The organism is Phenylobacterium sp. (genome assembly GCF_046291545.1).
Taxonomy (GTDB): Bacteria; Pseudomonadota; Alphaproteobacteria; order Caulobacterales; family Caulobacteraceae; genus Phenylobacterium.
In genome coordinates this window covers 37070-58384 of sequence record NZ_JBKBSM010000009.1, presented here as the reverse complement: position 1 = coordinate 58384, position 21315 = coordinate 37070, and the positions used below count along the sequence as shown (strand labels likewise).

Annotated in this window: 15 protein-coding genes; 4 read left to right on the top strand and 11 right to left on the bottom strand. The window is 70.7% G+C overall.

What is annotated here, in order from left to right:
* Positions 1 to 22: 22 nt before the first annotated feature.
* The 7 genes from ACK4YQ_RS16050 to ACK4YQ_RS16020 all read right to left on the bottom strand — a co-directional run bounded on the left by ACK4YQ_RS16050 (position 23) and on the right by ACK4YQ_RS16020 (position 11591).
* Positions 23 to 1123: a CmpA/NrtA family ABC transporter substrate-binding protein gene (locus ACK4YQ_RS16050; protein ID WP_409612638.1), complete on the bottom strand. Its 1101-nt coding sequence runs from the start codon at positions 1121 to 1123 to the stop codon at positions 23 to 25.
* Positions 1120 to 1701 carry an ANTAR domain-containing response regulator gene (locus ACK4YQ_RS16045; RefSeq protein ID WP_409612637.1) on the bottom strand — a complete coding sequence of 194 codons (582 nt, stop codon included), beginning with the start codon at positions 1699 to 1701 and terminating at the stop codon, positions 1120 to 1122. The genes ACK4YQ_RS16050 and ACK4YQ_RS16045 overlap by 4 nt, the downstream gene beginning before the upstream one ends.
* 211 nt (positions 1702 to 1912) lie before the next feature.
* Complete coding sequence (katG, locus tag ACK4YQ_RS16040) at positions 1913 to 4168, bottom strand: catalase/peroxidase HPI (protein ID WP_409612635.1); 2256 nt, start codon at positions 4166 to 4168, stop codon at positions 1913 to 1915.
* 90 nt (positions 4169 to 4258) lie between these two features.
* Positions 4259 to 5491: a chromate efflux transporter gene (chrA, locus tag ACK4YQ_RS16035; RefSeq protein WP_409612633.1), complete on the bottom strand. Its 1233-nt coding sequence runs from the start codon at positions 5489 to 5491 to the stop codon at positions 4259 to 4261.
* A 71-nt stretch (positions 5492 to 5562) separates the two neighbouring features.
* A complete protein-coding gene (locus tag ACK4YQ_RS16030) occupies positions 5563 to 7644 on the bottom strand; it encodes a TonB-dependent siderophore receptor (RefSeq protein ID WP_409612631.1) in 2082 nt (693 codons plus the stop codon).
* A gap of 161 nt (positions 7645 to 7805) precedes the next feature.
* Complete coding sequence (locus ACK4YQ_RS16025) at positions 7806 to 8822, bottom strand: aldo/keto reductase (RefSeq protein ID WP_409612629.1); 1017 nt, start codon at positions 8820 to 8822, stop codon at positions 7806 to 7808.
* Positions 8823 to 8939: 117 nt separating this feature from the next.
* Positions 8940 to 11591 carry a TonB-dependent receptor gene (locus ACK4YQ_RS16020; protein ID WP_409612627.1) on the bottom strand — a complete coding sequence of 884 codons (2652 nt, stop codon included), beginning with the start codon at positions 11589 to 11591 and terminating at the stop codon, positions 8940 to 8942.
* Between the two features lie 359 nt (positions 11592 to 11950).
* On the opposite strand from ACK4YQ_RS16020, the gene ACK4YQ_RS16015 reads away from it, so the two are divergent.
* On the top strand, positions 11951 to 13225 hold the full coding sequence (locus ACK4YQ_RS16015; protein WP_409612625.1) for a cytochrome P450: 1275 nt from the start codon (positions 11951 to 11953) through the stop codon (positions 13223 to 13225).
* Between the two features lie 3 nt (positions 13226 to 13228).
* On the opposite strand, the gene ACK4YQ_RS16010 is transcribed toward ACK4YQ_RS16015, so the two are convergent.
* Entirely contained in the window at positions 13229 to 15058 is a 1830-nt protein-coding gene (locus ACK4YQ_RS16010) for a transglycosylase domain-containing protein (protein WP_409612623.1), read from the bottom strand.
* Positions 15059 to 15253: 195 nt separating this feature from the next.
* Between ACK4YQ_RS16010 and ACK4YQ_RS16005 the strand changes: the two genes are divergently transcribed.
* On the top strand, positions 15254 to 16882 hold the full coding sequence (locus ACK4YQ_RS16005) for an alpha-amylase family glycosyl hydrolase (protein ID WP_409612622.1): 1629 nt from the start codon (positions 15254 to 15256) through the stop codon (positions 16880 to 16882).
* On the opposite strand, the gene ACK4YQ_RS16000 is transcribed toward ACK4YQ_RS16005, so the two are convergent.
* Complete coding sequence (locus tag ACK4YQ_RS16000) at positions 16879 to 18579, bottom strand: methyl-accepting chemotaxis protein (RefSeq protein ID WP_409612620.1); 1701 nt, start codon at positions 18577 to 18579, stop codon at positions 16879 to 16881. The genes ACK4YQ_RS16005 and ACK4YQ_RS16000 overlap by 4 nt on opposite strands.
* Positions 18580 to 18800: 221 nt before the next feature.
* Positions 18801 to 19154 carry a CZB domain-containing protein gene (locus ACK4YQ_RS15995; RefSeq protein ID WP_409612618.1) on the bottom strand — a complete coding sequence of 118 codons (354 nt, stop codon included), beginning with the start codon at positions 19152 to 19154 and terminating at the stop codon, positions 18801 to 18803.
* 266 nt (positions 19155 to 19420) lie between these two features.
* On the opposite strand from ACK4YQ_RS15995, the gene ACK4YQ_RS15990 reads away from it, so the two are divergent.
* Both ACK4YQ_RS15990 and ACK4YQ_RS15985 read left to right on the top strand, forming a co-directional pair.
* Complete coding sequence (locus ACK4YQ_RS15990; protein ID WP_409612616.1) at positions 19421 to 19891, top strand: VOC family protein; 471 nt, start codon at positions 19421 to 19423, stop codon at positions 19889 to 19891.
* Positions 19892 to 19920: 29 nt separating this feature from the next.
* On the top strand, positions 19921 to 20559 hold the full coding sequence (locus ACK4YQ_RS15985; RefSeq protein WP_409612614.1) for a glutathione S-transferase family protein: 639 nt from the start codon (positions 19921 to 19923) through the stop codon (positions 20557 to 20559).
* Positions 20560 to 20611: 52 nt separating this feature from the next.
* Here the strand turns inward: ACK4YQ_RS15985 and plsY are convergent, their stop codons facing one another.
* A complete protein-coding gene (gene plsY / locus ACK4YQ_RS15980; RefSeq protein WP_409612612.1) occupies positions 20612 to 21280 on the bottom strand; it encodes a glycerol-3-phosphate 1-O-acyltransferase PlsY in 669 nt (222 codons plus the stop codon).
* Between the last annotated feature and the right edge of the window lie 35 nt (positions 21281 to 21315).

Genomic DNA, 21315 nt, shown 5'->3' with positions numbered 1-21315 from the left:
TGCGCGGGCGCGGGACGGCCGCTCAGGCCACGGGGACGCGGCTCATGGCGGCGGCGGCGGCGTGGCGGCGGGCGTCCTCCGGGCGAAAGTCGCCGTCGGGGGCGTAGCCGCTGAGGACCGTCAGCTCCGGCGCTTCGGCGAGGCCGAGGGCCGCGGCGGCGGGGGCGTAGAGGTCGGGCCGATAGACCCGCCGGGCGAGGGCCGCGATGTCGACCTCGACGGGGATATGGCCCCAGCGCATCATCTGGGCCGCGAGCCAGGCGGCGTGCGCCGGCTGGGGCCGGTTGGCTCCGCCGGCGTGGAAGACGATGTCGCCGAGGGAGCGGGCGATCACCTGCGGGTCGGCGCCGACGTGCTCGGGCCGGGCGAGGATGGCGACCAGCTCCTGGCGGTTCTCTTCCGCCTCGGTCCAGGCGGCGGCGCGCAGCAGGGCGCGCAAGAGCGCCTGCAGCACATCCGGACGGGCGTGGGCCCAGGCCTCGGCGACGGCGAACACCTTGTCCGGCGCCCGGGGCCAGAGCTGGCCTGCGCGGGCGGCGATGAGGCCGGCGCCGGCGGTCACGGCGACGCTGGCCCATGGCTCGGTGACGCAGAAGCCCTCCACCACGCCGCCGGCGAGCAGTTCGGTCATGCGCGAGGGCGGGGCGACGGTCATGCGCACGTCGCGGTCGGGATCGACGCCAGCCCGCGCCAGCCAGTCGCGCAGGAGATAGTTGTGGGTGGAGAAGGGGAAGACGACCGCCAGGGTGATCGGGCTGGCCCCCTCCTCCCGCCGCCAGGCGAGAAGGCGCGCCAGGCCCTCTGCGCCGGGGCCGGGGCCGAGGGCGGCGGCCAGGCGGGCGGACAGGGTGATGGCCGGCCCCTCCAGGCTGAGCGCCAGGGGGGCGACGAGGGGCGTCGCCCCGATCCCGGAGACGCCGAGGGTGATGGCCAGGGCGGCTGGGGCGAGCATGTGCGCCCCGTCCAGCGCGCCGACGCCGACCTTGTCGCGCATGGTTGCCCAGGAGACCTCGCGCACCAGCTCCACCTCCAGCCCCTCGGCGGCGAAGAAGCCCCTGGCGTGGGCCACGATCATGGCGGCGGCGTCGTTGAGCGGGATGAACCCCAGGCGCAGGCGGGTCATTGGCCGTCTCCTCCCTTCAGCACGCCGGCGAACGCCAGAAGGTCCGCGGCGACCGCGCCCAGCGGGCGGCCGGTGTCCATGGAGAGCTTGCGCAGCAGCCGGTAGGCGGCGTCCTCGTCGAGCCCCCGCTCCTTCATCAGCAGCGCCTTGGCCCGCTCGACCGTCTTGCGCGAGGCGAGGTCGGCCTTGGCCTTCTCCAGGTCCCGGCGCAGGCCGTCCATGAGCTGGAAGCGGCTCATGGCGACCTCCAGCACCGAACGCACCCGCTGGGCCGAGAGGCCGTCGACCACATAGGCGGACACCCCGGCCCGGACCGCCGCCTCGGCCAGGCCCGGTTCGGAGCGGTCGACGAACATCACCACCGGACGGGGATTGGCCTCGGTGGCCTCGCGCAGGCTTTCGATGGTGTCGCGGTCGGGACTGTCGGAGGCGACGACGATGACGTCCGGCTCGAAGGCGGCGGCTTCGCGATGGTCGAAGACCGCGGCGTGGCGCACGGCGAGCGGCTCGACGCCTGCGAGCCCCTCCGCCACCAGAGCGGCGCGGGCCGGGTCGGGATCGACGACGAGGACGCGCATAGGGGCCGCGTAGGCGACAAAGCCGGCCAGCGGTCCCCGGTTTCACGCCCGGGAGGCCGCGGACCGCGCGGAACGCTGAAGAAACGACCAGCCGGCGCCGCGATCCTGGGCAGCGAGGGGCGGGCCGGCTGAAACCAAGGCGGGGCCCCGAAGGGCCCCGCGAAGGCTCGACCCCGGCGCGCGCGGCGCCGGGGATGCTCGCCCGTCCAGGTCAGGCGGCCGCCCGGGCGGGGCGGCGGCGGGACTTGGGCAGGTCGTAGCGGTCGGCGTTCATCACCTTGGTCCAGGCCGCCACGAAGTCGCGCACGAACTTGTCGCCCGCATCGTCGGCCGCATAGACCTCGGCGATCGCCCGAAGCTGCGAGTTCGCCCCGAAGACGAGGTCGGTGCGGGTGGCCGTCCACTTCTCCTGACTGGTCTTGCGGCAGGTCCCGACGAAGGTCTCGTCGGCGGCCGCGTTCACCTGTTTCCACGCCGTGCCCATGTCGAGCAGGTTGACGAAGAAGTCGTTGGTGAGCTGGCCGGGTCGGTCGGTGAGGACCCCGTCCCTGGAGCCGCCGTGGTTGACGTCCAGGACGCGCAGGCCGCCGACCAGCACCGTCATCTCCGGCGCCGACAGGCCAAGGAGCTGCGAGCGGTCGATCAGCAGCTCCTCGGTCGGCACGCTGAAGCGGACCTGCAGGTAGTTGCGGAAGCCGTCGGCCTTGGGCTCGAGCACCGAGAAGCTCTCGGCGTCGGTCTGTTCGGCGGTGGCGTCGGTGCGGCCGGGGATGAACGGGACCTCGATGGCGCGGCCCGCGTCGCGCGCCGCCTTCTCGATGCCGGCCGAACCGCCGAGGACGATAAGGTCGGCGATCGAGATCTTCTTGCCGCCCGCCGAGGCGTCGAAGTCGGCCTTGACCTGCTCCAACACCTTGAGCACCCGGGCCAGCTTCTCCGGCTCGTTGACGTCCCAGTCCTTCTGCGGGGCCAGGCGGATGCGTGCGCCGTTGGCGCCGCCCCGGTGGTCGGAGCCGCGGAAGGTGGCCGCCGAGGCCCAGGCGGTGCGCACGAGGTCGGCCACCGTGAGGCCGCTGTCGAGCAGCCTGGCCTTCAGCGCCCTGACGTCGGACTCGTCGACCAGCGGGTGGTCCACCGGCGGGATCGGGTCCTGCCAGATCAGGTCCTCCTTGGGCACCTCGGGGCCGAGGTAGCGGGCCTTGGGCCCCATGTCGCGGTGGCACAGCTTGAACCAGGCCCGGGCGAAGGCGTCGGCGAACTGGTCCGGGTTCTTGCGGAAGCGCTCGGCGATCTCGCGGTACTTGGGGTCCATCTTGAAGGCGAGATCGGCGGTGGTCATCATCGTCGGCACGCGGCGGTCGGGGCTGTGGGCGCCCGGCGCCATGTCTTCCGGCTTCTGGTTCTTGGGCTGCCACTGCTTGGCCCCGGCGGGACTGCGCACCAGCTCGTAGTCGTAGTCCAGCAGCATGTGGAAGTAGGCCATGGACCATCGGGTCGGGGTGGGCGTCCAGGGGCCCTCCAGACCCGAGGTGATGGTGTGGTCGCCCATGCCGCTCTCATGGCCGCTGGTCCAGCCCAGGCCCTGCTGGGCGATGTCCGCGCCCTCGGGCTCGACGCCGACCTTGGAGGCGTCGCCGGCGCCGTGGCACTTGCCGAAGGTGTGGCCGCCGGCGGTGAGGGCCAGGGTCTCCTCGTCGTTCATGCCCATGCGGGCGAAGGTCTCGCGGATGTCGCGGGCCGACTTGAGCGGGTTCGGGTCGCCGCCCGGACCTTCCGGATTGACGTAGATGAGGCCCATCTGGATCGCGGCCAGGGGGTTTTCCAGGGCGCGGCCGGATTCCTCGTCGATCCGCGTGAGGCTGCCCTCTTGGCCGACCCAATGCTCCTCGGTGCCCCAGTAGACGTCGCGCTCGGGCTCGAAGATGTCCTCGCGGCCGCCGCCGAAGCCGAACACCGGGGCGCCCATGGACTCGAAGGCGACGTTGCCGGCCATGATCATCAGGTCGGCCCAGGACAGCTTGCGGCCGTACTTCTTCTTGACCGGCCACAGGAGGCGGCGGGCCTTGTCGAGGTTGGCGTTGTCCGGCCAGCTGTTGAGCGGGGCGAAACGCTGATTGCCGCTGTTGGCGCCGCCGCGGCCGTCGCCGGTGCGATAGGTGCCGGCGCTGTGCCAGGCCATGCGGATGAAGAACGGGCCGTAGTGGCCGTAGTCCGCCGGCCACCAGGGCTGGCTGTCGGTCATCAGGGCGGTCAGGTCGCGCTTGACCGCCTGGTAGTCCAGGCTCTGGAACTCCTTGGCGTAGTCGAAGTCGTCGCCCATGGGATTCCCATGGAGGCCGTGCTGGTGAAGGATATCCAGCGAGAGCTGGTTGGGCCACCAGTCGCGGTTGGTCCGGCCAAGGAGCGCCCGCAGGGCCTGCGGCTCCTTCATCGGGCTGGAAAGCGGGCTCGCACCTGCATCGTCCATGGTCGTCCTCCTGATCTGGTTTTCGGAAGACTAGGCCCGCGAAGACGCGGCTGACAAAACGGAAAACCCTATCGGCGGAAGTGGGGAAATCTATGGGAGCGCTTGGGACGCCGGAATTAGGGCCATGGCGAGCCAGCCTGCGGCGGTGACCGACAGGACGACGGCCCAGGGCGGCGCCTTCCATGAGACCAGGGCGACGAAGCCCGCCGCGGCGACGGCGAAGTCCGCGGGTCCGCGCACGGCGCTGGTGAACACCGGGTCGTAGAGGGCCGCGGCGAGGACGCCGACCACGGCGGCGTTGGCGCCGCGCAGGGCGGACTGGGCGATGGGGACGGCGCGCAACCGGTCCCAGAAGGGCAGCATCCCCGCCACCAGCAGAAGGCCGGGCAGGAAGACGCCGACGAGGGCGATGAGCGCGCCGGCCGCGCCGTTCGGCGGCGGCCCCGTCACGGCGCCGAGATAGGCGGCGAAGGTGAACAACGGACCCGGGACCGCCTGGGCCGCCCCGTAGCCGGCGAGGAAGGTGTCGGCGCCGACCCAGCCGGTGTCGACCACCTGGGCCTGCAGGAGCGGCAGGACGACGTGGCCGCCGCCGAAAACGAGGGCCCCGGAGCGGTAGAAGGCCTCGAACAGGCGCAGGCCCTGGGGACCGCCGGCCGCCGCCAGCGCCGGAAGGCCGAGCAGCAGGGCGAAGAAGACGAGCAGGCAGGCCACGGCGACCCGCTCGCCGACGCCTCCGGAGAGCCGTCCGGCCAGGGGCGACCCGGGGCCGCGGCAGAGAAGCAGCCCCGCCAGGGCGCCGAGGACGATGGCGCCGAGCTGGGCCGCGCCGCCGCCGACGAAGCCGAGGAGGCCCGCGGCCGCGACCGCGATCGACGCGCGTCGGGCGTCGGGCGCGAGGCTGAGGGCCATGCCGAGCACCGCCTGGGCGACGATGGCCACGGCCACCAGCTTCAGCCCATGGACGAGGCCGGCCGGCAGGGCGAAGGCGGCCGCGGCCTGGGCGAAGGCGAACATCAGGAGCGCCGACGGCAGCGTGAAGCCGGTCCAGGCGGCAAGGCCCCCGAGCGGGCCGGCGCGCATCAGCCCCAGGGCGAAGCCGACCTGGCTGGAGGCCGGCCCCGGCAGGAACTGGCAGAGGGCCACGAGGTCGGCGTAGGCGGTCTCGTCCAGCCAGCGCCGGCGTTCGACGAACTCGCTGCGGAAATAGCCGAGGTGGGCGATCGGGCCGCCGAAGGAGGTCAGCCCGAGCTTGAGGAAGGCCCCGAGGACCTCCAGCGGGCGGCCCTGGCCGGCGGCCGGGTCAGACGGTTGCGAGCTCACATTCGGCCTCCCCCGCCGTCATAGCCGGGGGCGGAGGCGAGGGAAACGGCGGGACTTCGGCCGGCCCGGGCCTAGAAGCTGTAGCTCAGGCGCAGGGACACGCTGCGGGGGGCGCCGTAGTAAGACTGGTTCCACTGGAGGCTGGTCAGGTAGGCCTCGTCGGTCACGTTCTTGACGTTGAGGGTTGCGCGGACCTGGTCGGTGAGGTCGACCGCCGCCATCAGGTCGAACACGGCGTAGGCGTCCTGCGGGATGGTGACGATGTCCTCGATATGGATGTCGTCCTGCCAGCGCACGGCGGCGCCGAGCTGCAGGTCGCGCAGCTCGGGGAACTGGTAGGTGGTGGCGAGCTTCAGGGTCTTGCGCGGGATGTAGGTGCGCACGTCCGCGCCATCCTCGCCCTCAACCTCCATGTGGGTCCAGCCGCCGCTGAGGGACCAGCGGTCGGTCACCTGGCCGGCGACCTCGAGCTCGTAGCCTTCGACGAAGGTGTCCAGGCCGGCATAGTAGTTCTTCCCGTCCGGGAACGTGCCGGCGTATTCGGCCAGGCCGAACTGCTCGGACTTGAAGATCGCCGCGGTGGCCGAGAAGCGCCCGTCGAACCACTGGCTCTTGATCCCCGCCTCGTAGCTCTTGCCGTGGGCGGGCTCGAGCTTGGCGCGGGTGACGTCGATCTCGGACTGCGGATTGAAGATGTCGGTGTAGCTCGCGTAGACCGAGACGTGCGGCGAGAGCTCGACGGTGACGCCAGCGTAGGGGCTGACCTCGGCGTCGTCGCGGGACATGTCGGTGCTGTAGGAGACACCCTCCGACTCCAGCCAGAGCGCATTGAAGCCGACCACGGCCTTGACCCGATCGCTGAGGTCGAGGTGGGCGGCGGCGTAGAGCCGCTGCATGCGGTCGCTCTGGTCGGCGGCGAGGTAGGCGCCCGGATAGTCCGGCTCGGCCACCTGCTCGGCGCCCCAGCGTCCAAGGGCCGGATAGACGAGGGTGGCGGGGGAGAAGTTCTCGTACTCCTCGCTCTCGGCGCGGGAGGCGTGGGCGCCGACGACGAGGCGGTGGGTGCGGCCGAACAGGCGCACCGGCCCGGCGGCGTAGACGTCGAGCATGTACTGGTCGTAGGTCGACGGATAGATCCCGCTCATGCCGAAGATCCCCTCCCCCGTGACCGGATCGGGATTGCCGTAGGCGTAGAGCAGCTTGGCGTTCTCCTCGAAGCGCTTGTAGGTGGCCACGGCCTTGAGCCGCCAGTCCTCGCCCAGGCGCAGCTCGGCCTCGCCGAACATCTGCTCGTCGATCACATGCCAGTAGGTCCAGTCCGCCGAGGTGGAGGCCGAGGTCGGATAGTCGATGAGGGTTCCGTCCGAATAGACGAGCGGCAGGGCGCCCCACAGGACGCCGCGGGCGCGGTTGTCCTGGCGCGAATAGCCCGCCGAGAGGTTCAGCCGCGAGGTCGCGTCCCAGGACACCACGCCGTAGTAGACGTTGCGGTTCACCCCGTAGTGGTCGAGGTAGGAGTCGCGGTCCTCGTTGGCGTAGACGAGGCGGCCGGCGAGGGAGCCGGATGCGTTTAGCGGTCCGGAGACGTCGGCCTCCAGGCGCATGGCGTCCCAGGAGCCGTACTGGGCCGACAGCTCGCCCTGGAAGGTCTTGGTCGGGCGCTTTCGCACGTAGTTGATGGTGGCCGAGGGGTTGCCGAGCCCCTGGGCCAGGCCGTTGGCGCCGCGCAGCACCTCCACCCGCTCGAACAGGGCGGTGTCGAGGTCGCCGAACTGGATGCCCCAGATCAGCGGCAGGCCGACGCCGTCGACCTGGAAGTTGGTGATGTCGAAGCCGCGCGAGTTGTAATAGGTGCGGTCGGTCTCGACCTTCTCGACATTGACGCCGACCACCTGGGCCAAGAGCTCGTTGACGTTGGTCAGGGCGAAGTCGTCGATCTGGGCCTCGGAGATCACGCTGACCGACTGCGGGGTGTCGCGGATCGTCAGCTCCAGGCCGTTGGCCACCGAGGAGGCGGCGCGCTCGCCTTCGACCGTCACCCCTTCGATTTCCCGGGCGCCGGCGTCGGCCAGCTCGTCGGCGAGGGCCGGGGCGGCCGCGGCGGCGCAAAGCGCGGTGGTGGCCAGAAGGACGGCGAAGCGGCGAGCAGACATGGGCGATCCGGTGAAAATGCGACTGACTTGCGAAACCGCCGTATGAAAGCGGTCGGTCGGCTTGTCAATGCGAATGCGTCGCAATTTCCGGAATCGAAGCGCGTCGGCGCGCGGGAGGACGGGACGGAGACCGATCCGCGCGGCTCCGCCCCCGGGGCGTCCTAGCCCATCGGGTAGAGGATCTCCTTGGAGACCTTGTCGATGGCGTCCAGCACGTCCTTGCCAAGGGTGACGTCCATCGCGGCGAAGATGTCGGCTAGCTGGTCCTCGCGGGTGACGCCGACGATGGTCGAGGCGACGAAGTCGTGCTGCTTGCTCCAGGCCGTGGCCAGGGTGACCGGCGACAGGCCCGCCTCGGCGGCGATGGCGGCGAAGCGCTCGGTGGAGGCGAGCGTCTTGTCGTTGACGAAGCGGCGGGCCATGGCCGCCTGGCGCCCGCCGATCTTCAGGTAGTTGGTGAAGCGCGCGCCTTCGGGCGCGGCCCCGCCGTTGTACTTGCCGGACAGCACGCCCCCGCCCAGGGGCGAATAGGGGATGAGGCTGACGCCTTCCTGCCGGCAGGCCTGGGCCAGCTCGTCCTCGAAGCGGCGGTTGTTGAGGCTGAAGTTGTTCTGGATCGTCTCGTAGCGGACGGTGCCCTCGCGCTCGGCCACGGCGATCGACTTGGTCAGGCCCCAGGTGGTCTCGTTCGAGCAGCCGATGACCCGGACCTTGCCCTCCTGCACCAGGTCGTCGAGGGCGCGCAGCGTCTCCTCGTAGCCGACGCCGTGGTCGGGCCAGTGGGTCTGGTAGAGGTCGACGTAGTCGGTGCCCAGGCGCTTGAGGCTGGCCTCGATGGCGCGGGTGATGTTGTGGCGGTCCAGGGCCGTCATGCCGGCGCGCTGGGAGCTCTTGATCCAGCCGTGGCTGGGGCCGCTGACCTTGGTGGCCAGGATGATGGCGTCGCGGTCCTTGGTCTTCAGCCAGCGGCCGAAGATCTCCTCGGTGCGGCCGGCCCACTTCGGATCGGGAGGCACCGGATAGTTCTCGGCGGTGTCGTAGAAGTTGATCCCGGCTTCGAACGACCGGTCGAGGATGCGCATGGCCGTGGCCTCGTCGGCCTGCGAACCGAAGGTCATCGTGCCCATGCAGATGTCCGACACGACGATCGCGCTTCTACCCAAACGCTTATGGCCCATGGGGTCCCTCCCGATTTCCGCTGAATGGACGCGGACGGAGGGCCCTGCGCCCCGTCCCCGGCGCCGCCTGGATAGCGGGGCGCGGCGGACCAGGGAAGGGCGCAGGCGCAGGCGCGATCAGAATCGCTTGGTCAGGGCGATCCCGTAGAGCCGCGGGTCGAGCAGGATGATGTTGCGCACGGCCCCCAGGTTTTCGTCGGCGATGTCGAAGCCGACGATGGTGTCCTCGTCCATCAGGTTCTTGACGAACAGCTGGACGTTCACGCCGATGTCCGGCTGATCGAAGATCAGCGAGGCGTTGACGTTGTCCCAGGCCTCGATGTTGTCGAAGGCGGCGTTGTTGTAGCGCATGAAGCTCTTGGACTGGCGGTAGTAGTCCCCGCGCAGCGTCGCCTCCCACCCCCCCGGCAGCGACCACTGGTACTGGGCGCCCAGGGACACGGTCCATTCGGGCGCGTTGGGCAGGTCGTTGCCGGACAGGTCCTGGATCACCCCCTCGCCCGCCCCGTTGGCCAGGCGCGCGACGTTGGAGCCGTAGTTGTAGGCGCCCGCCACCAGGGCCGCGGCGTTGGCCGGCGTCTGGCCGGCCGCCACCAGGCTGGCGGTGAGCGTCGCGGCGCCGGCGCAGGCGCGGTTGGCCAGGACCGTGGCGCCGCCCGGCCGCTGCAGGATGGCCGCCACACCGGCGGTGCTGAGGATGCAGCCGCCGCTGGTGGAGTTGGCGTAGACGTAGCCGGCGTCGCCCTGGGTGCGGTCGAAGGTGTCGACCACCCGGCCCTCCTCGATATTGGTGTCGAGGTAGCCGATGTTGGCGTTGAGCCGCAGGTTGTCGATCGGCTCCCAGACCGACTCCAGTTCGGCGCCCTTGATCTTGGCGTCGATGTTCTCGTTGTAGACCGAGCGGTTCACGCTGCGGCCGATCTGGTAGCCCTTGTAGTCGTAGTGGAAGGCCGTGAGGTTCAGGAGCAGCCGGCCGTCCAGCAGGGTGTTCTTGGCGCCGATCTCAATGGCGTTGACGAACTCCGGGTCGAACTCCTCGTTGAGGCCGAGGGCGACCACGCCAGGCGGGTTGAAGCCGCCGCCCTTGTAGCCCTTGGAATAGGACGCATAGAGCAGGGTGTCGTCGGTGAACGGCAGGTCCGGCGACCAGTCGACGTTGAGCCGGCCGGTCGTCTCCTTGAACTCCACGCTCTGCGGATTGGTGAAGATCGGCCCGCGGCCGGCGGCGAACAGGGTGGAGCCCGAGCCGCGGGTCCACTTCTCGTCGTCGGTGTAGCGCAGGCCCAGGGTCACGCGCAGGGTGTCGGTGGCCTTCCAGTAGACCTCGCCGAAGGCCGCGCGCGAGGTCAGTTCGTATTCGGTCAGGCTGACGAAGTAGTTGTGCCCGGTGAAGTCCGGCTCGCGCAGGGGATCGACATAGGCCAGCGGGTTGACCACCCGCACCGCCGCGGTCGCCGCATTGGTGGCCACGTAGGTGATGCTGCTGGATTCGTAGTTCAGGTAGATGCCGCCGACGTTGAAGTTGATCGGCCCGTCGAAGGCCGACTGCAGGCGCAGCTCCTGGGTCCACTGGGTGTTGTGGGCCGTGCCGCCGCTTTCGCTCATCAGCCGGTCGGTGAGGCCGAACTGCGGGTCGTTGAGCACGCCGGTGGGGTTCAGCGGCGAGGCCGGGAAGACGACTGAGGAATAGCCGCCGGTGGAATCGCCCCGGGAGTAGGTCTCGTTCTCGTTATAGCTGGTGAGCGAGGTGAAGGTCAGGCCTTCGGTCACGTCGAAGTCGATGTTCAGCTCGTAGAGCTCGCTGCGCGGCCGGTAGATGGGCCGGCCGTAGACCTCGACCTCGCGCAGGTCGCGCGAGACGGTCTTGTTCAGGAAGGAGTCCACCGGCTGCAGGCCCACCTGGCGGGCGATGATGCCGCTGAAGGTCGAGAGCTGGTTGGTCGTGCCGTAGACGTCGTTTCCGTAGACCGAGCGGGGCAGGCAGCCCTGGGTGAAGGCCACCTGGGCGACGCCGGTGGCGACGCCGCCGACCGAGGTCAGGCCCACGTCCTTGGCGCAGAGCTGCTTGCGCGCGCCGCGGTCGTCGTCCTCGGAGAAGCTGTCCCACATCAAATAGGCGCGCAGGCGGTCGTTGGGCTCGAAGCTCAAGGTGACGCGGCCGGCGAAGATGTCGCGCCCGTCGATGTCGGCGCCGGTGAGGGTGTTGGTGGTGTAGCCGCTGCGCTGCAGGGCGAAGCCGGCGGCGCGCAGGGCGAACATCTCGCCCAGGGGGATGTTCACGAAGCCCTGGTACTTCAGGCTGTCGTAGTTGCCGAACTCGGCGGTGAACGCGGCCTCGAAGGCGTCGACCGGCTTGGCCGTGATCAGGTTGACCACCCCGCCGGTGGCGTTGCGGCCGTAGAGCGTGCCCTGCGGCCCGCGCAGCACCTCGACCCGCTCCACGTCGTAGAACTCGGCGTCGGCGAGGCGGTTGGAGGTGAGCGGGGCGTTGTTGACGTGGATGCCGACCCCGTCGTCGCCGCTGGCGGAGATGAGCTGGGCGCCGACGCCGCGGATCTGGAAGTTGGTGCGCAGGGAGCGGCGGGTGTAGGTGAGGTTGGGGATCGACTGGACGAGGTTGCCCGCGGTGTCGATGCCCTGGGCCTTGAGCTGCTCGCCGCCGAAGGCCGAGACGGCGATCGGCACGTCCTGGATCGACTCCTCCCGCTTCTGGGCTGTGACCACCAGCTCCTCGATCATGGTGGCCGAGGGCGCCGGCGTTTGAGCCATGGCAGATCCAGCGCCGGCGCAAATAACCACCGACGCCGACAAGAGCAGTCTTGCCCGCATTTCTTTTCCTCCCATGACGAGGCGTGCCGGCTGTGCCCACCTGGGCCGCCGAATTATTTCGTCCTCGTCAGAATTGAGGCTAGGTGTCGAAAAAGCGGCTTGTCAATAGCTCGCGGATTGTGGCGGAAGACCGAATTGCGATCCAATCGCAGCAATCCGAACATTGTTCGTCTTGCCAGCCCAAGAAATCCCTTGCGAAACATTGTTCGGTTCGGCGTGATTTCGGCGAACGACTACTGAACGACCGACTCCAGGCGAAAGTTCTGGCGCGTACGGTTGCGCTTCAAGGGAGGCGACACATGAGCGACGGATCCGTCGACATTCGGCACGAAGCCCAGGCCCGCGCCTATTCCGCACCGCTGGAGGGACTGGACCCGGCCCAGCCGGAGCTGTTCGCCCAGGACGCCATGTGGCCCTATTTCGAGCGGCTGCGCCGGGAGGACCCGGTGCATTTCACGGCGGAAAGCGCCTACGGCCCATTCTGGTCGATCACGCGCTACAACGACATTGTGGCGGTGGACACCGACCACGAGACCTTCTCCTCCGCCGACGGGATCACCCTGGTCAGCCTGGAGGCCAAGGCTGAGGCCGCCAACAGGCCGGCGCGGCCGAGCTTCATCTCCATGGACCCGCCCAAGCACGACGAGCAGCGCAAGACCGTCAGCCCGGTGGTGGCGCCGGCCAACCTGCACCGGATGGCGCCGGTGATCCGCGAGCGGGCCGCCAAGATCCTCGACGGCCTGCCGATCGGCGAGACGTTCGACTGGGTGGACTTGGTCTCCAAGGAACTGACGGCCATGACCCTGGCCACGCTGTTCGACTTCCCGCAGGAGGAGCGGCGGCGGCTGACCCACTGGTCGGACGTCTTCACAAACGCGCCCGGGCACGGGCCGGTGACGAGCTGGGAGCAGAAGCGCCGGGAGATCTCCGAATGCTTCTCGGTGTTCAGCGAACTGTGGAACGCCCGCGCCCGCGCCGAGCCGGCCTTCGACCTGATCTCGATGCTGGCCCATGGGGACGCCACGCGGGACATGGACGAGCACGAGTTCCACGGCAACGTGGCCCTGCTGATCATCGGCGGCAACGACACCACCCGCAACACCATCTCCGGCTCGCTCTACGCCCTGAACCGCAACCCGGCCCAGTACCGCAAGCTGCGGGAGAACCCCGAGCTGATCAGCTCGATGGTGTCGGAGACCATCCGCTGGCAGACGCCGCTGGCGCACATGGCGCGCACGGCGACCCGGGACGTGGAGATGGGCGGCAAGACCATCCGCAAGGGCGACCGGGTGGCGATGTGGTACGTCTCGGGCAACCGCGACGACAGCGTGATCGCCGATCCCGACAGCTATGTGATCGACCGGCCCAACCCGCGGCGGCACCTGTCGTTCGGCTTCGGCGTGCACCGCTGCGTGGGCAACCGCCTGGCCGAGCTGCAGCTGACCATCATCTGGGAAGAGATCCTCAAGCGCTTTCCGGTGGTCGACGTGGTCGGCGAGCCGCTGCGCACCCATTCGGTGTTCGTGAAGGGCTATGAGACCCTGCCGGTGGTGATCCCCGAGCGGGCGGCCTGAGGCCTAGAACGGCGCCGCCGGCGCGGGCTCGGCCGCCGCGCCCGCGGGGGCGGCGTCCAGCAGGGTGTCGATCACGTCCGCCGGCGGCGGATCGGCCACGGGCGGCGGCGGCCCGGGCGGGATCGGCCGGGCGCCGGCGCGCTTGAGCGCCTTGCCCATGAACGACCGCCACATCTCCGCCGGCGCCGCGCCGCCGGTGACTCCGCGCATGGCCGAGCCGTCGTCGCGCCCCATCCACACCACCGCCGCAAGGCCGCCGGTGTAGCCGGCGAACCAGGCGTCCTTGTAGTCGGAGGTGGTGCCGGTCTTGCCCGCAAGGTCATAGCCGGGGATCGCCGCCCGGGTCCCGGTGCCCGAGGCGATCACCCCGCGCAGCATCCGGTTGAGGTCGCCGAGGGCCGGGTTGGCGACCACCTGCTGGGGCGCGGCCGATTTCTTCTGGTAGAGCACCGCCCCGCCGCCGGTGCGGATGCGCTCGATCCCGTAGGCGGAGACCTTCTGGCCGCCGGTGGAGAAGGCGGCGTAGGCCTGGGCCATCTCCAGGGGCGAGACCAGGGTGGTGCCGAGCGCCATCGCCGGCTCGGTGTTGATCGGCGAGACGACGCCGAGCCGCCGGGCGGTGGCGGCGACGGCGTCGCGGCCGGTCTCGTCGGCGAGGCGCGCGGCCACCGTGTTCAGGGACTGGGCCACCGCCTGCTCGAACGTGACGAGGCCCGAGTAGGTCTGGGTGTAGTTCTGCGGAGACCAGGCGCCGACGGCGAAGGGCTCGTCCAGCACCAGGTCCTCGGGCCGCCAGCCGGCCTCGAGCGCCGTCAGGTAGACGAAGGGCTTCCAGGCCGAGCCGGCCTGGCGGCGGGCTAGAACCGCACGGTTGTAGGGGCTCGCCGCGTAGTCGAGCCCGCCGACCATGGCCCGCACCCGCCCCTGCCCGTCGACGGCCACCAGGGCGGCCTGCTCGATCCCCTGGCTCTTGCGGGCGGCCAGGGTGGCGCGGGCGGCCTCGGCCCCGGCCTGCTCCATGGAAAGGTCGAGGGTGGTTTCGACCACCAGGTCCTGCTTCGGCTTGCCGACGATCTGGCGGGTCTGGCCGTCGACCCAGTCGACGAAGTACTGGGCCGGCAGGGCGGGGGCGGCGCGCAGCGCGCGGGCGGGCCTGGACAGGGCCTTGGCGCGGTCGGCGGCGGTGATGGCCCCGGTCTCGACCATGGCGTCCAGCACCAGGCGGGCCCGCTGGGCCGCCGCCTCGGGCTTTTCGGCGGGGTTGTAGTTGGTCGGCGACTTCAGCACCCCGGCCAGGGTCGCCGCCTCCATCAGGGTCAGGCGTGCGGCGGGCTTGTCGTAGTAGCGACGGGCGGCGGCCTCCAGCCCGTAGGCGCCTGAGCCGAAATAGACCCGGCTGAGATAGAGGCCGAGGATCTGGCGCTTGGAGTAGGCCTGCTCGAGTTGCAGGGCGTAGGCGATCTCCTTGGCCTTGCGCTCCACCGTCCGGTCGGAGCTGAGGAACAGGTTGCGGGCCAGTTGCTGGGTGATGGTGGAGGCGCCTTCGGCCAGGCGGCCCTCGGCGACGTTGTTGACGACGGCCCGGGCTATGCCGAGGGCGTCCACCCCGTTGTGCTGGTAGAAGCGCCGGTCCTCGATGGCGACGAAGGCGGCGGGCACGTAGGCGGGCAGCCGGGCCACGTCCATCGGCGGGGCGAAGCGGCCGCCGCGCACGCCCAGCACCACCCCGGAGCGGTCGACATAGGTGATCTGGGGATCGCGGCGGATCTCCGGCAGGCGGGGCAGTTCCGGCGCGGCCACCGCCAGGGACACGGCGGCGAAAAGGGCGATCAAGCGTCAGGCTCCATGGAGGGCCGATCCATCCGCGGCCGTTCTGTCGTCTTCGTGGCGCGCGGCAAAGATAATTCGCCGTAACCTTCGCGCCGCCCGCGCCGGCGGCGCCGCGCCGCGGGGGCAACCGGCGGAGGAGCCGCCCGTTCAATGCGGTCCTGCGCCGCGCTATCGGTGGCGCCGGAGGACCGTGATTCGATGAGTGCAGCTTCCATGGACCCGACCGCCTCCACGCCGTGGTGGAAGCGCGCGGTCTTCTACCAGATCTACCCCCGCAGCTTCCTGGATTCGGACGGCGACGGCGTCGGCGATCTGGCCGGCGTGCGCGCGCGGCTGGCCTATCTGGCCGACCTGGGGGTGGACGCGATCTGGCTCTCGCCCTTCTTCGCCTCGCCGATGAAGGACTTCGGCTACGACGTCTCGGACTATCGGGCGGTGGACCCCGCCTTAGGCGGCCTGGCCGACTTCGACGCGGTGGTGGAGGAAGCCCACCGCCTGGGCCTGAAGGTGGTGATCGACCAGGTGTGGTCGCACACCTCCGACCAGCACCCCTGGTTCAAGGAGAGCGACGCCTCGGCCGCCTCGGACAAGGGCGACTGGTACGTCTGGGCCGACGCCAGGCCGGACGGCTCGCCCCCCAACAACTGGCAGGCCAGCTTCGGCGGGCCCTCGTGGACCTGGTCGCCGCGGCGGCGGCAGTACTATCTGCACAACTTCCTGCCGAGCCAGCCGGACCTGAACTTCCGCAACCCGGCGGTGCAGGAGGCGGTGCTGGACGTCGCGCGCTTCTGGCTGGACCGCGGCGTCGACGGCTTCCGCCTGGACGTGGTCAACTACTTCTTCCACGACGCGGCGCTGCGGGACAATCCGCCGGCGGCCCTGCCGCGCACCCCGGCGCTGACCTACGCCCTGCAGCGGCACGTCCACAACCGCAGCCAGCCGGAGACGCTGGCCTTCCTTTCACGCCTGCGCGCGCTGCTCGACAGCTACGGCGAGCGGATGGCCGTGGGCGAGATCGTCGACCACGATCCGCTGGAGACCCAGGCGGCCTACACCCGCGGGCGCGAGCGGCTGCACAGCGCCTACAGCTTCTATCTGCTGGATGCGCGGCGGGCCGATCCGGGCCTGTTCCGCGAGGCGATCGAAGGCTGGCGCGGGCGAGACGGCTGGCCCTCGTGGTCGCTGGGCAACCACGACGTGCCGCGGTTCCCCAGCCGCCTGGCGCCCGGCGGCGAGCCCGATCCGCGGCTGACCCGCTGCCTGCTGGCGATCCTTATGACCCTCCCGGGCACGCCGTACATCTACCAGGGGGACGAGTTGGGCCTGCCGCAGGCCCAGGTGCCGTTCGAGCGCCTGCGCGACCCCTTCGCCATCGCCGCCTACACCGGCGGCGCCGGACGCGACGGCGCGCGCACGCCGATGCCGTGGTCGGCGCAGGAGGCCAACGCCGGCTTTTCCGCCGCGGTGGAGACCTGGCTGCCGCTCGACCCGGCGCACCGGGAGCTCGCGGTGGACCGCCAGCAGGGCCACGAGGAGTCCACCCTTGAGTTCGTGCGCCGGCTGCTGGCGGTGCGAAGGCGCCTCCCGGCCCTGCAGCTCGGCGGCGGCGCGCCCCTGGCCCTCGAGGCGCCCGAGACGGTGCTGGCCTTCGTGCGCGAGCTCGGCGACCAGCGCTGCGCCCTGGTCTTCGAACTGGGCGGCGAGGCGGCGAGGATCGCCCGCCCGCCCGCCGGGGCGCTGATCGACATCGGCCTGGGCGGTCGCCTCGAGGACGGCGCGCTGGTCCTGCCGCCCTACGGCGGGGCGCTCGTGGCCCTGGACGCCTAGGCGCCGCCGACGGCGCGAAGGTGCGGACGGCCCGGCGCCTGGCGCGGGGGAGAGGCCTCGCCGCCGAGGTTGAACTGGTCCACCAGTTCGGAGAGCTGCGCGGTCTCGTGGGCCAGAGAGCGGCTGGCGGCGGTGGCCTCCTCGACCATGGCCGCGTTCTTCTGCGTCACGCGGTCCATCTCGTTGACCGAGTGGTTGATCTGCTCCAGGCCGCCGGACTGCTCGCGCGCGCCGGAGGCGACCTCGCGGACCAGGGCGTCGATCTCGCCGACCTTGGCCATGATGCGCTCGAGGGACTGACCGGTCTCGCGCACCAGCTTCACGCCGGCGTCGACCTGGCCGGTGGAGGCGCCGATCAGGGTCTTGATCTCCTTGGCCGCCTCGGCCGAGCGCTGAGCCAGCGCCCGCACCTCGGAGGCGACCACCGCAAAGCCGCGGCCCGCCTCCCCTGCCCGGGCCGCCTCGACCCCGGCGTTGAGGGCCAGAAGGCTGGTCTGGAAGGCGATCTCGTCGATCACCCCGATGATCCGCTCGATCTGGTGGGCCGAATGGGAGATGCCGTCCATCGCCTCCACGGCCTGGCGGACCACGGCCGAGCTGCGCTGGGCGTCCTCGTTGGCGGCGGCGACGACGGCCTGGGCCGCGCCGGCGCCTTCGGCGGCCTGGCGCACGGTGGCCGTCATCTGGTCCAGGGCGGCGGCGGTCTGCTCCAGGCTGGCGGCCTGCTGCTCGGTGCGGCGGGCGAGGTCGTCGGCGGCGATCGACACCTCCTGGGAGCCGGCGCGGATCGAGCGGGCCCCGCCGGCGACCTTCTCGACGGTGGCGCGCAGGGTGGCGTGGGCGGCGTTGAAGTCGAGGCGCAGCTTCTCGAAGGTCGGCGAGAACGGGCGCGCGATGTCCTGGCGCAGGTCGTTGGCCGCCAGCCGGGCGAGGCCGTCGCCGATGGCGGTCAGATCGGTGATGTCGTTTGCGTACTTCACCACCTTGGCGACCTTGCCGTTCAGGTCGAACACCGGGTTGTAGGAGGCCTGGATCCAGACCTCCCGGCCGCCCTTGCCGATCCGGCGGAACGAGGCGGAGACGAACTCGCCGGCGTTCAGCCGGGCCCAGAAGGCGCGGTACTCCTGGGAGCGCGCATAGGCTGGATCGACGAACAGGCTGTGGTGGCGGCCCTGGATCTCGTCGAGACGATAGCCGAGGGTCTGCAGGAACAGGTCGTTGGCGGTGATGACCTCGCCCGCCGGGGTGAACTCGATCACCGCCTGGACCCGGCCGATGGCGTCGAGCTTGGCCTGCCACTCGGCGCTCTTCAGCTTTTCGGCGGTGACGTCGGTGGCGACCTTGACCACGCGCTCGACGCGGCCGGCCCCGTCCAGCACCGGGTTGTAGGTGGCGCGGATCCAGACGTCGCGGCCGCCCTTGGCGATGCGCCGGTATTCGGCCGAGTCGAACTCGCCGCGGGCGAGCCGGGCCCAGAAGTCGCGGTATTCGGCGCTCGCCGCGTAGTCCGCCGGGACGAACAGGCTGTGGTGGCGCCCGCGGATCTCCTCCAGGCGGTAGCCCATGGCCTCGCAGAAATTGGCGTTGGCCGTGAGGATCGTCCCGTGCGGGTCGAACTCGATCACGGCCAGCGAGCGGTTCAGCGCCTCAAGGACCGCCTCGCTCCGTCCCCGGCCGCGGCCAATACCTGCATACACGCGCTCACCCCCCGATGCACGCCGATCCAAGGCGCCGAAGCAAGCACCGGAGCCACCGACCAACCGTAAGTTGCGTATGGTAACCTGATGATTAATGAGCGGAAAATGCGACACGGTCGCACAAGCGCCGCCGAGGCGGCTCGTCAGACAATCCTGCCGTGAGGCCGGCGGCCGAAGCGACGGGACGCGGCTCCACGCGCTCCGCAGCCCCGCGCCGCGGCTCAGGCCCCGGCCATCTCGCGCTTGAGGCGGCCGATCGCGACGCCGACGGCGCTGGAGGCCGCCGCATAGGCGCCGCCGTCGAGCATGGCCGAGGCCGCGTCGAAGCGCCTGGCGTTGATCTCCACAGCCACGCGGCCGGCCTCCTTGTGGAACGCGGCGTGACGGGCGACACAGTCCTGGTAGGCCGGGCGGGCGCCGAGCAGGGCCTTGGCCTCGCCGTGCAGCCACCGGCCGAGATCGCAGCAGTTGTCGGCGCCGATGGCGCGGGCGTCCACCGTCGCCCCGTTGGCGATGGCGGCGCGCAGCTTGATCTTCCATTCGGCGTGGGCGGCGAGGGCCTGGTCGATGTCCATGAAACGTCCCTGTTGTTCTTGTTGGCGACACTGGTTTCCCGCGGGCCGGGCGCGCGCCCGGACGGCAGGCCGCGCAGGTGGCGCCCGCCGCCTCAACAAAGGGTAGCCGGCGGGACCGCGATTACCCGAAATGGGGAACGCCGCCGGCGCCGGGCTCTTGGCCAGGAAATCGCGTGACGAATGTCGGACCCGCGGCGGCTGGTTCGTCCTGGGGGTGGAAGGCCGCCCCGCGGCCGGTCTGAGACGACAGGACGGAAGAACGCGCGATGAAAGTGACCCAGCATCTGTGGTTCGAAAAGGACATGGCCGCGGCGGTGCGCTTCTACACCTCGCTGATCCCGGGCTCGGCGATCGAGTCCATGGACGCGGTGATGGCCGACAACCCGTCCGGGCCCGCCGGCAGCGTCTCGATCGCCAGCTTCGCCCTCGGCGGCCAGAACTACATGGCCATCGAGGCCGGACCGCTCGATGCGTTCAACCACAGCTTCTCGATCATGGTGGAGTGCGACACCCAGGCCGAGCTCGACCGGCTGTGGGACGCCCTGGCCGAAGGCGGCGCGGTCGAGCAGTGCGGCTGGCTGCGCGACCGCTGGGGCCTGTCCTGGCAGATCGCGCCCAGGCGCCTGCGCGAATTGATGGGCGATCCGGACCCGGCGAAGGTCAAGCGGGTGACCGAGGCCATGCTGCAGATGGTCAAGCTGGACATCGCCCCGCTGGAAGCGGCGGCGGCGGGCTGACGCCGAGGCGAAGGAAGAGGAGCGCTGCGATGAGCGGACTGACGATCTGGACCTACGACTGGGTTCCCGATGGGCCGCGCGGCCTGGTGCGCGACCTGCGGCTGCGCTGGGCGTGCGAGGAGGCGGGCCTCGCCTACACGGTGCGCACCGTTCCGTTCGACGGGCGCGAGACAAACCACCTGGAGCGCCAGCCGTTCGGCCAGGTCCCCTTCCTGAACGACGGAACGCTGGAGGTGTTCGAGAGCGGCGCCTGCCTGCTGCACCTGGCGCGCAAGAGCGAGGCGCTGATGCCGAAGGACCTGGCCGGGGAAGCCCAGACCCTGCAGTGGACCATCGCCGCGCTGAACTCGATCGAGATGGCCAGCGTGCCGTGGTGGTTCCTGACCATCACCGAGACCGCGGACAACCCCCTGACGCCCTGGTTCGGCCAGCGCCTCGCCCAGCTCGAAGCCGTGCTGAGCGCACGCGAGTGGCTGGCGGCCGGACGCTTCACCATCGCCGACCTGCTGATGGCCGACGTGCTGCGCGTGCCCCAGGTCCGCGCCTTCGGCGAGCGCCCGGCGAGCGAGGCCTATGTCCAGCGCCTGACCTCGCGTCCCGCGTTCCAGAAGGCCCGCGCCGACCAGATCGCCCAGTTCGAGGCGGCCGACGCGGCGCGGGCGGGCTAGGCGCGGCGGGGGCGGGCCAACGGAGAGGCGGCCGCCCGCCTTGAGAGGACGTTCACGCCGACGGCGAGGGGCGGCCGACCCGCGGCTCGGTTCCGGCGAGCAGCCGCGCGATGTTGGCCCGATGGCGCACGATCACGAAGGCTCCGCCCAGGATCACCAGCACGCGATACGGAAGCGGCTCGTCGAACGCGCAGACGAGGACGATCGACGTCAGCGCAGCCGCCATGGAACTCACCGACATCGTCCGGAACAGCGCAAGGCTGATCCCGAAGACGGACAGTGAGCCTAACGCGACGGGCCATGACATGGCCGCCAGCATGCCGACCCCGGCCGCGACGGACTTGCCGCCGCTGAAGTTCAGCCAGATCGAACGGGCGTGTCCCACGAGGACCGCAAGCCCGGCGAGGCAGACGGCCCAGGGCGTGAAGGCCGACGGCTCGACCCAGGCCGGGGGCGCGGCGGCGGGCCAGGCGAACAGGGCCTGGCTCAGCCAGCGGACGAAGACGATCGCCGCCGCCCCCTTCAGCACGTCGACGGCGAGCACCGCGCCGAAAGGCCAGAGGCCGAGGGTGCGCAGGACATTCGTCGCCCCGGTCGAGTTGGAGCCGTGCTCGCGGATGTCGACGCCCTTGAGAAGCTTGCCCGCCAGGAAGCCGGTCGGCGTCGAGCCCAGCAGATAGGCGACGCCGAGTCCAAGGGCGCTCGTCAACCAGAACAACATCGGCGTGCGCCTCCATGCCCATCCTGCAGGCCATA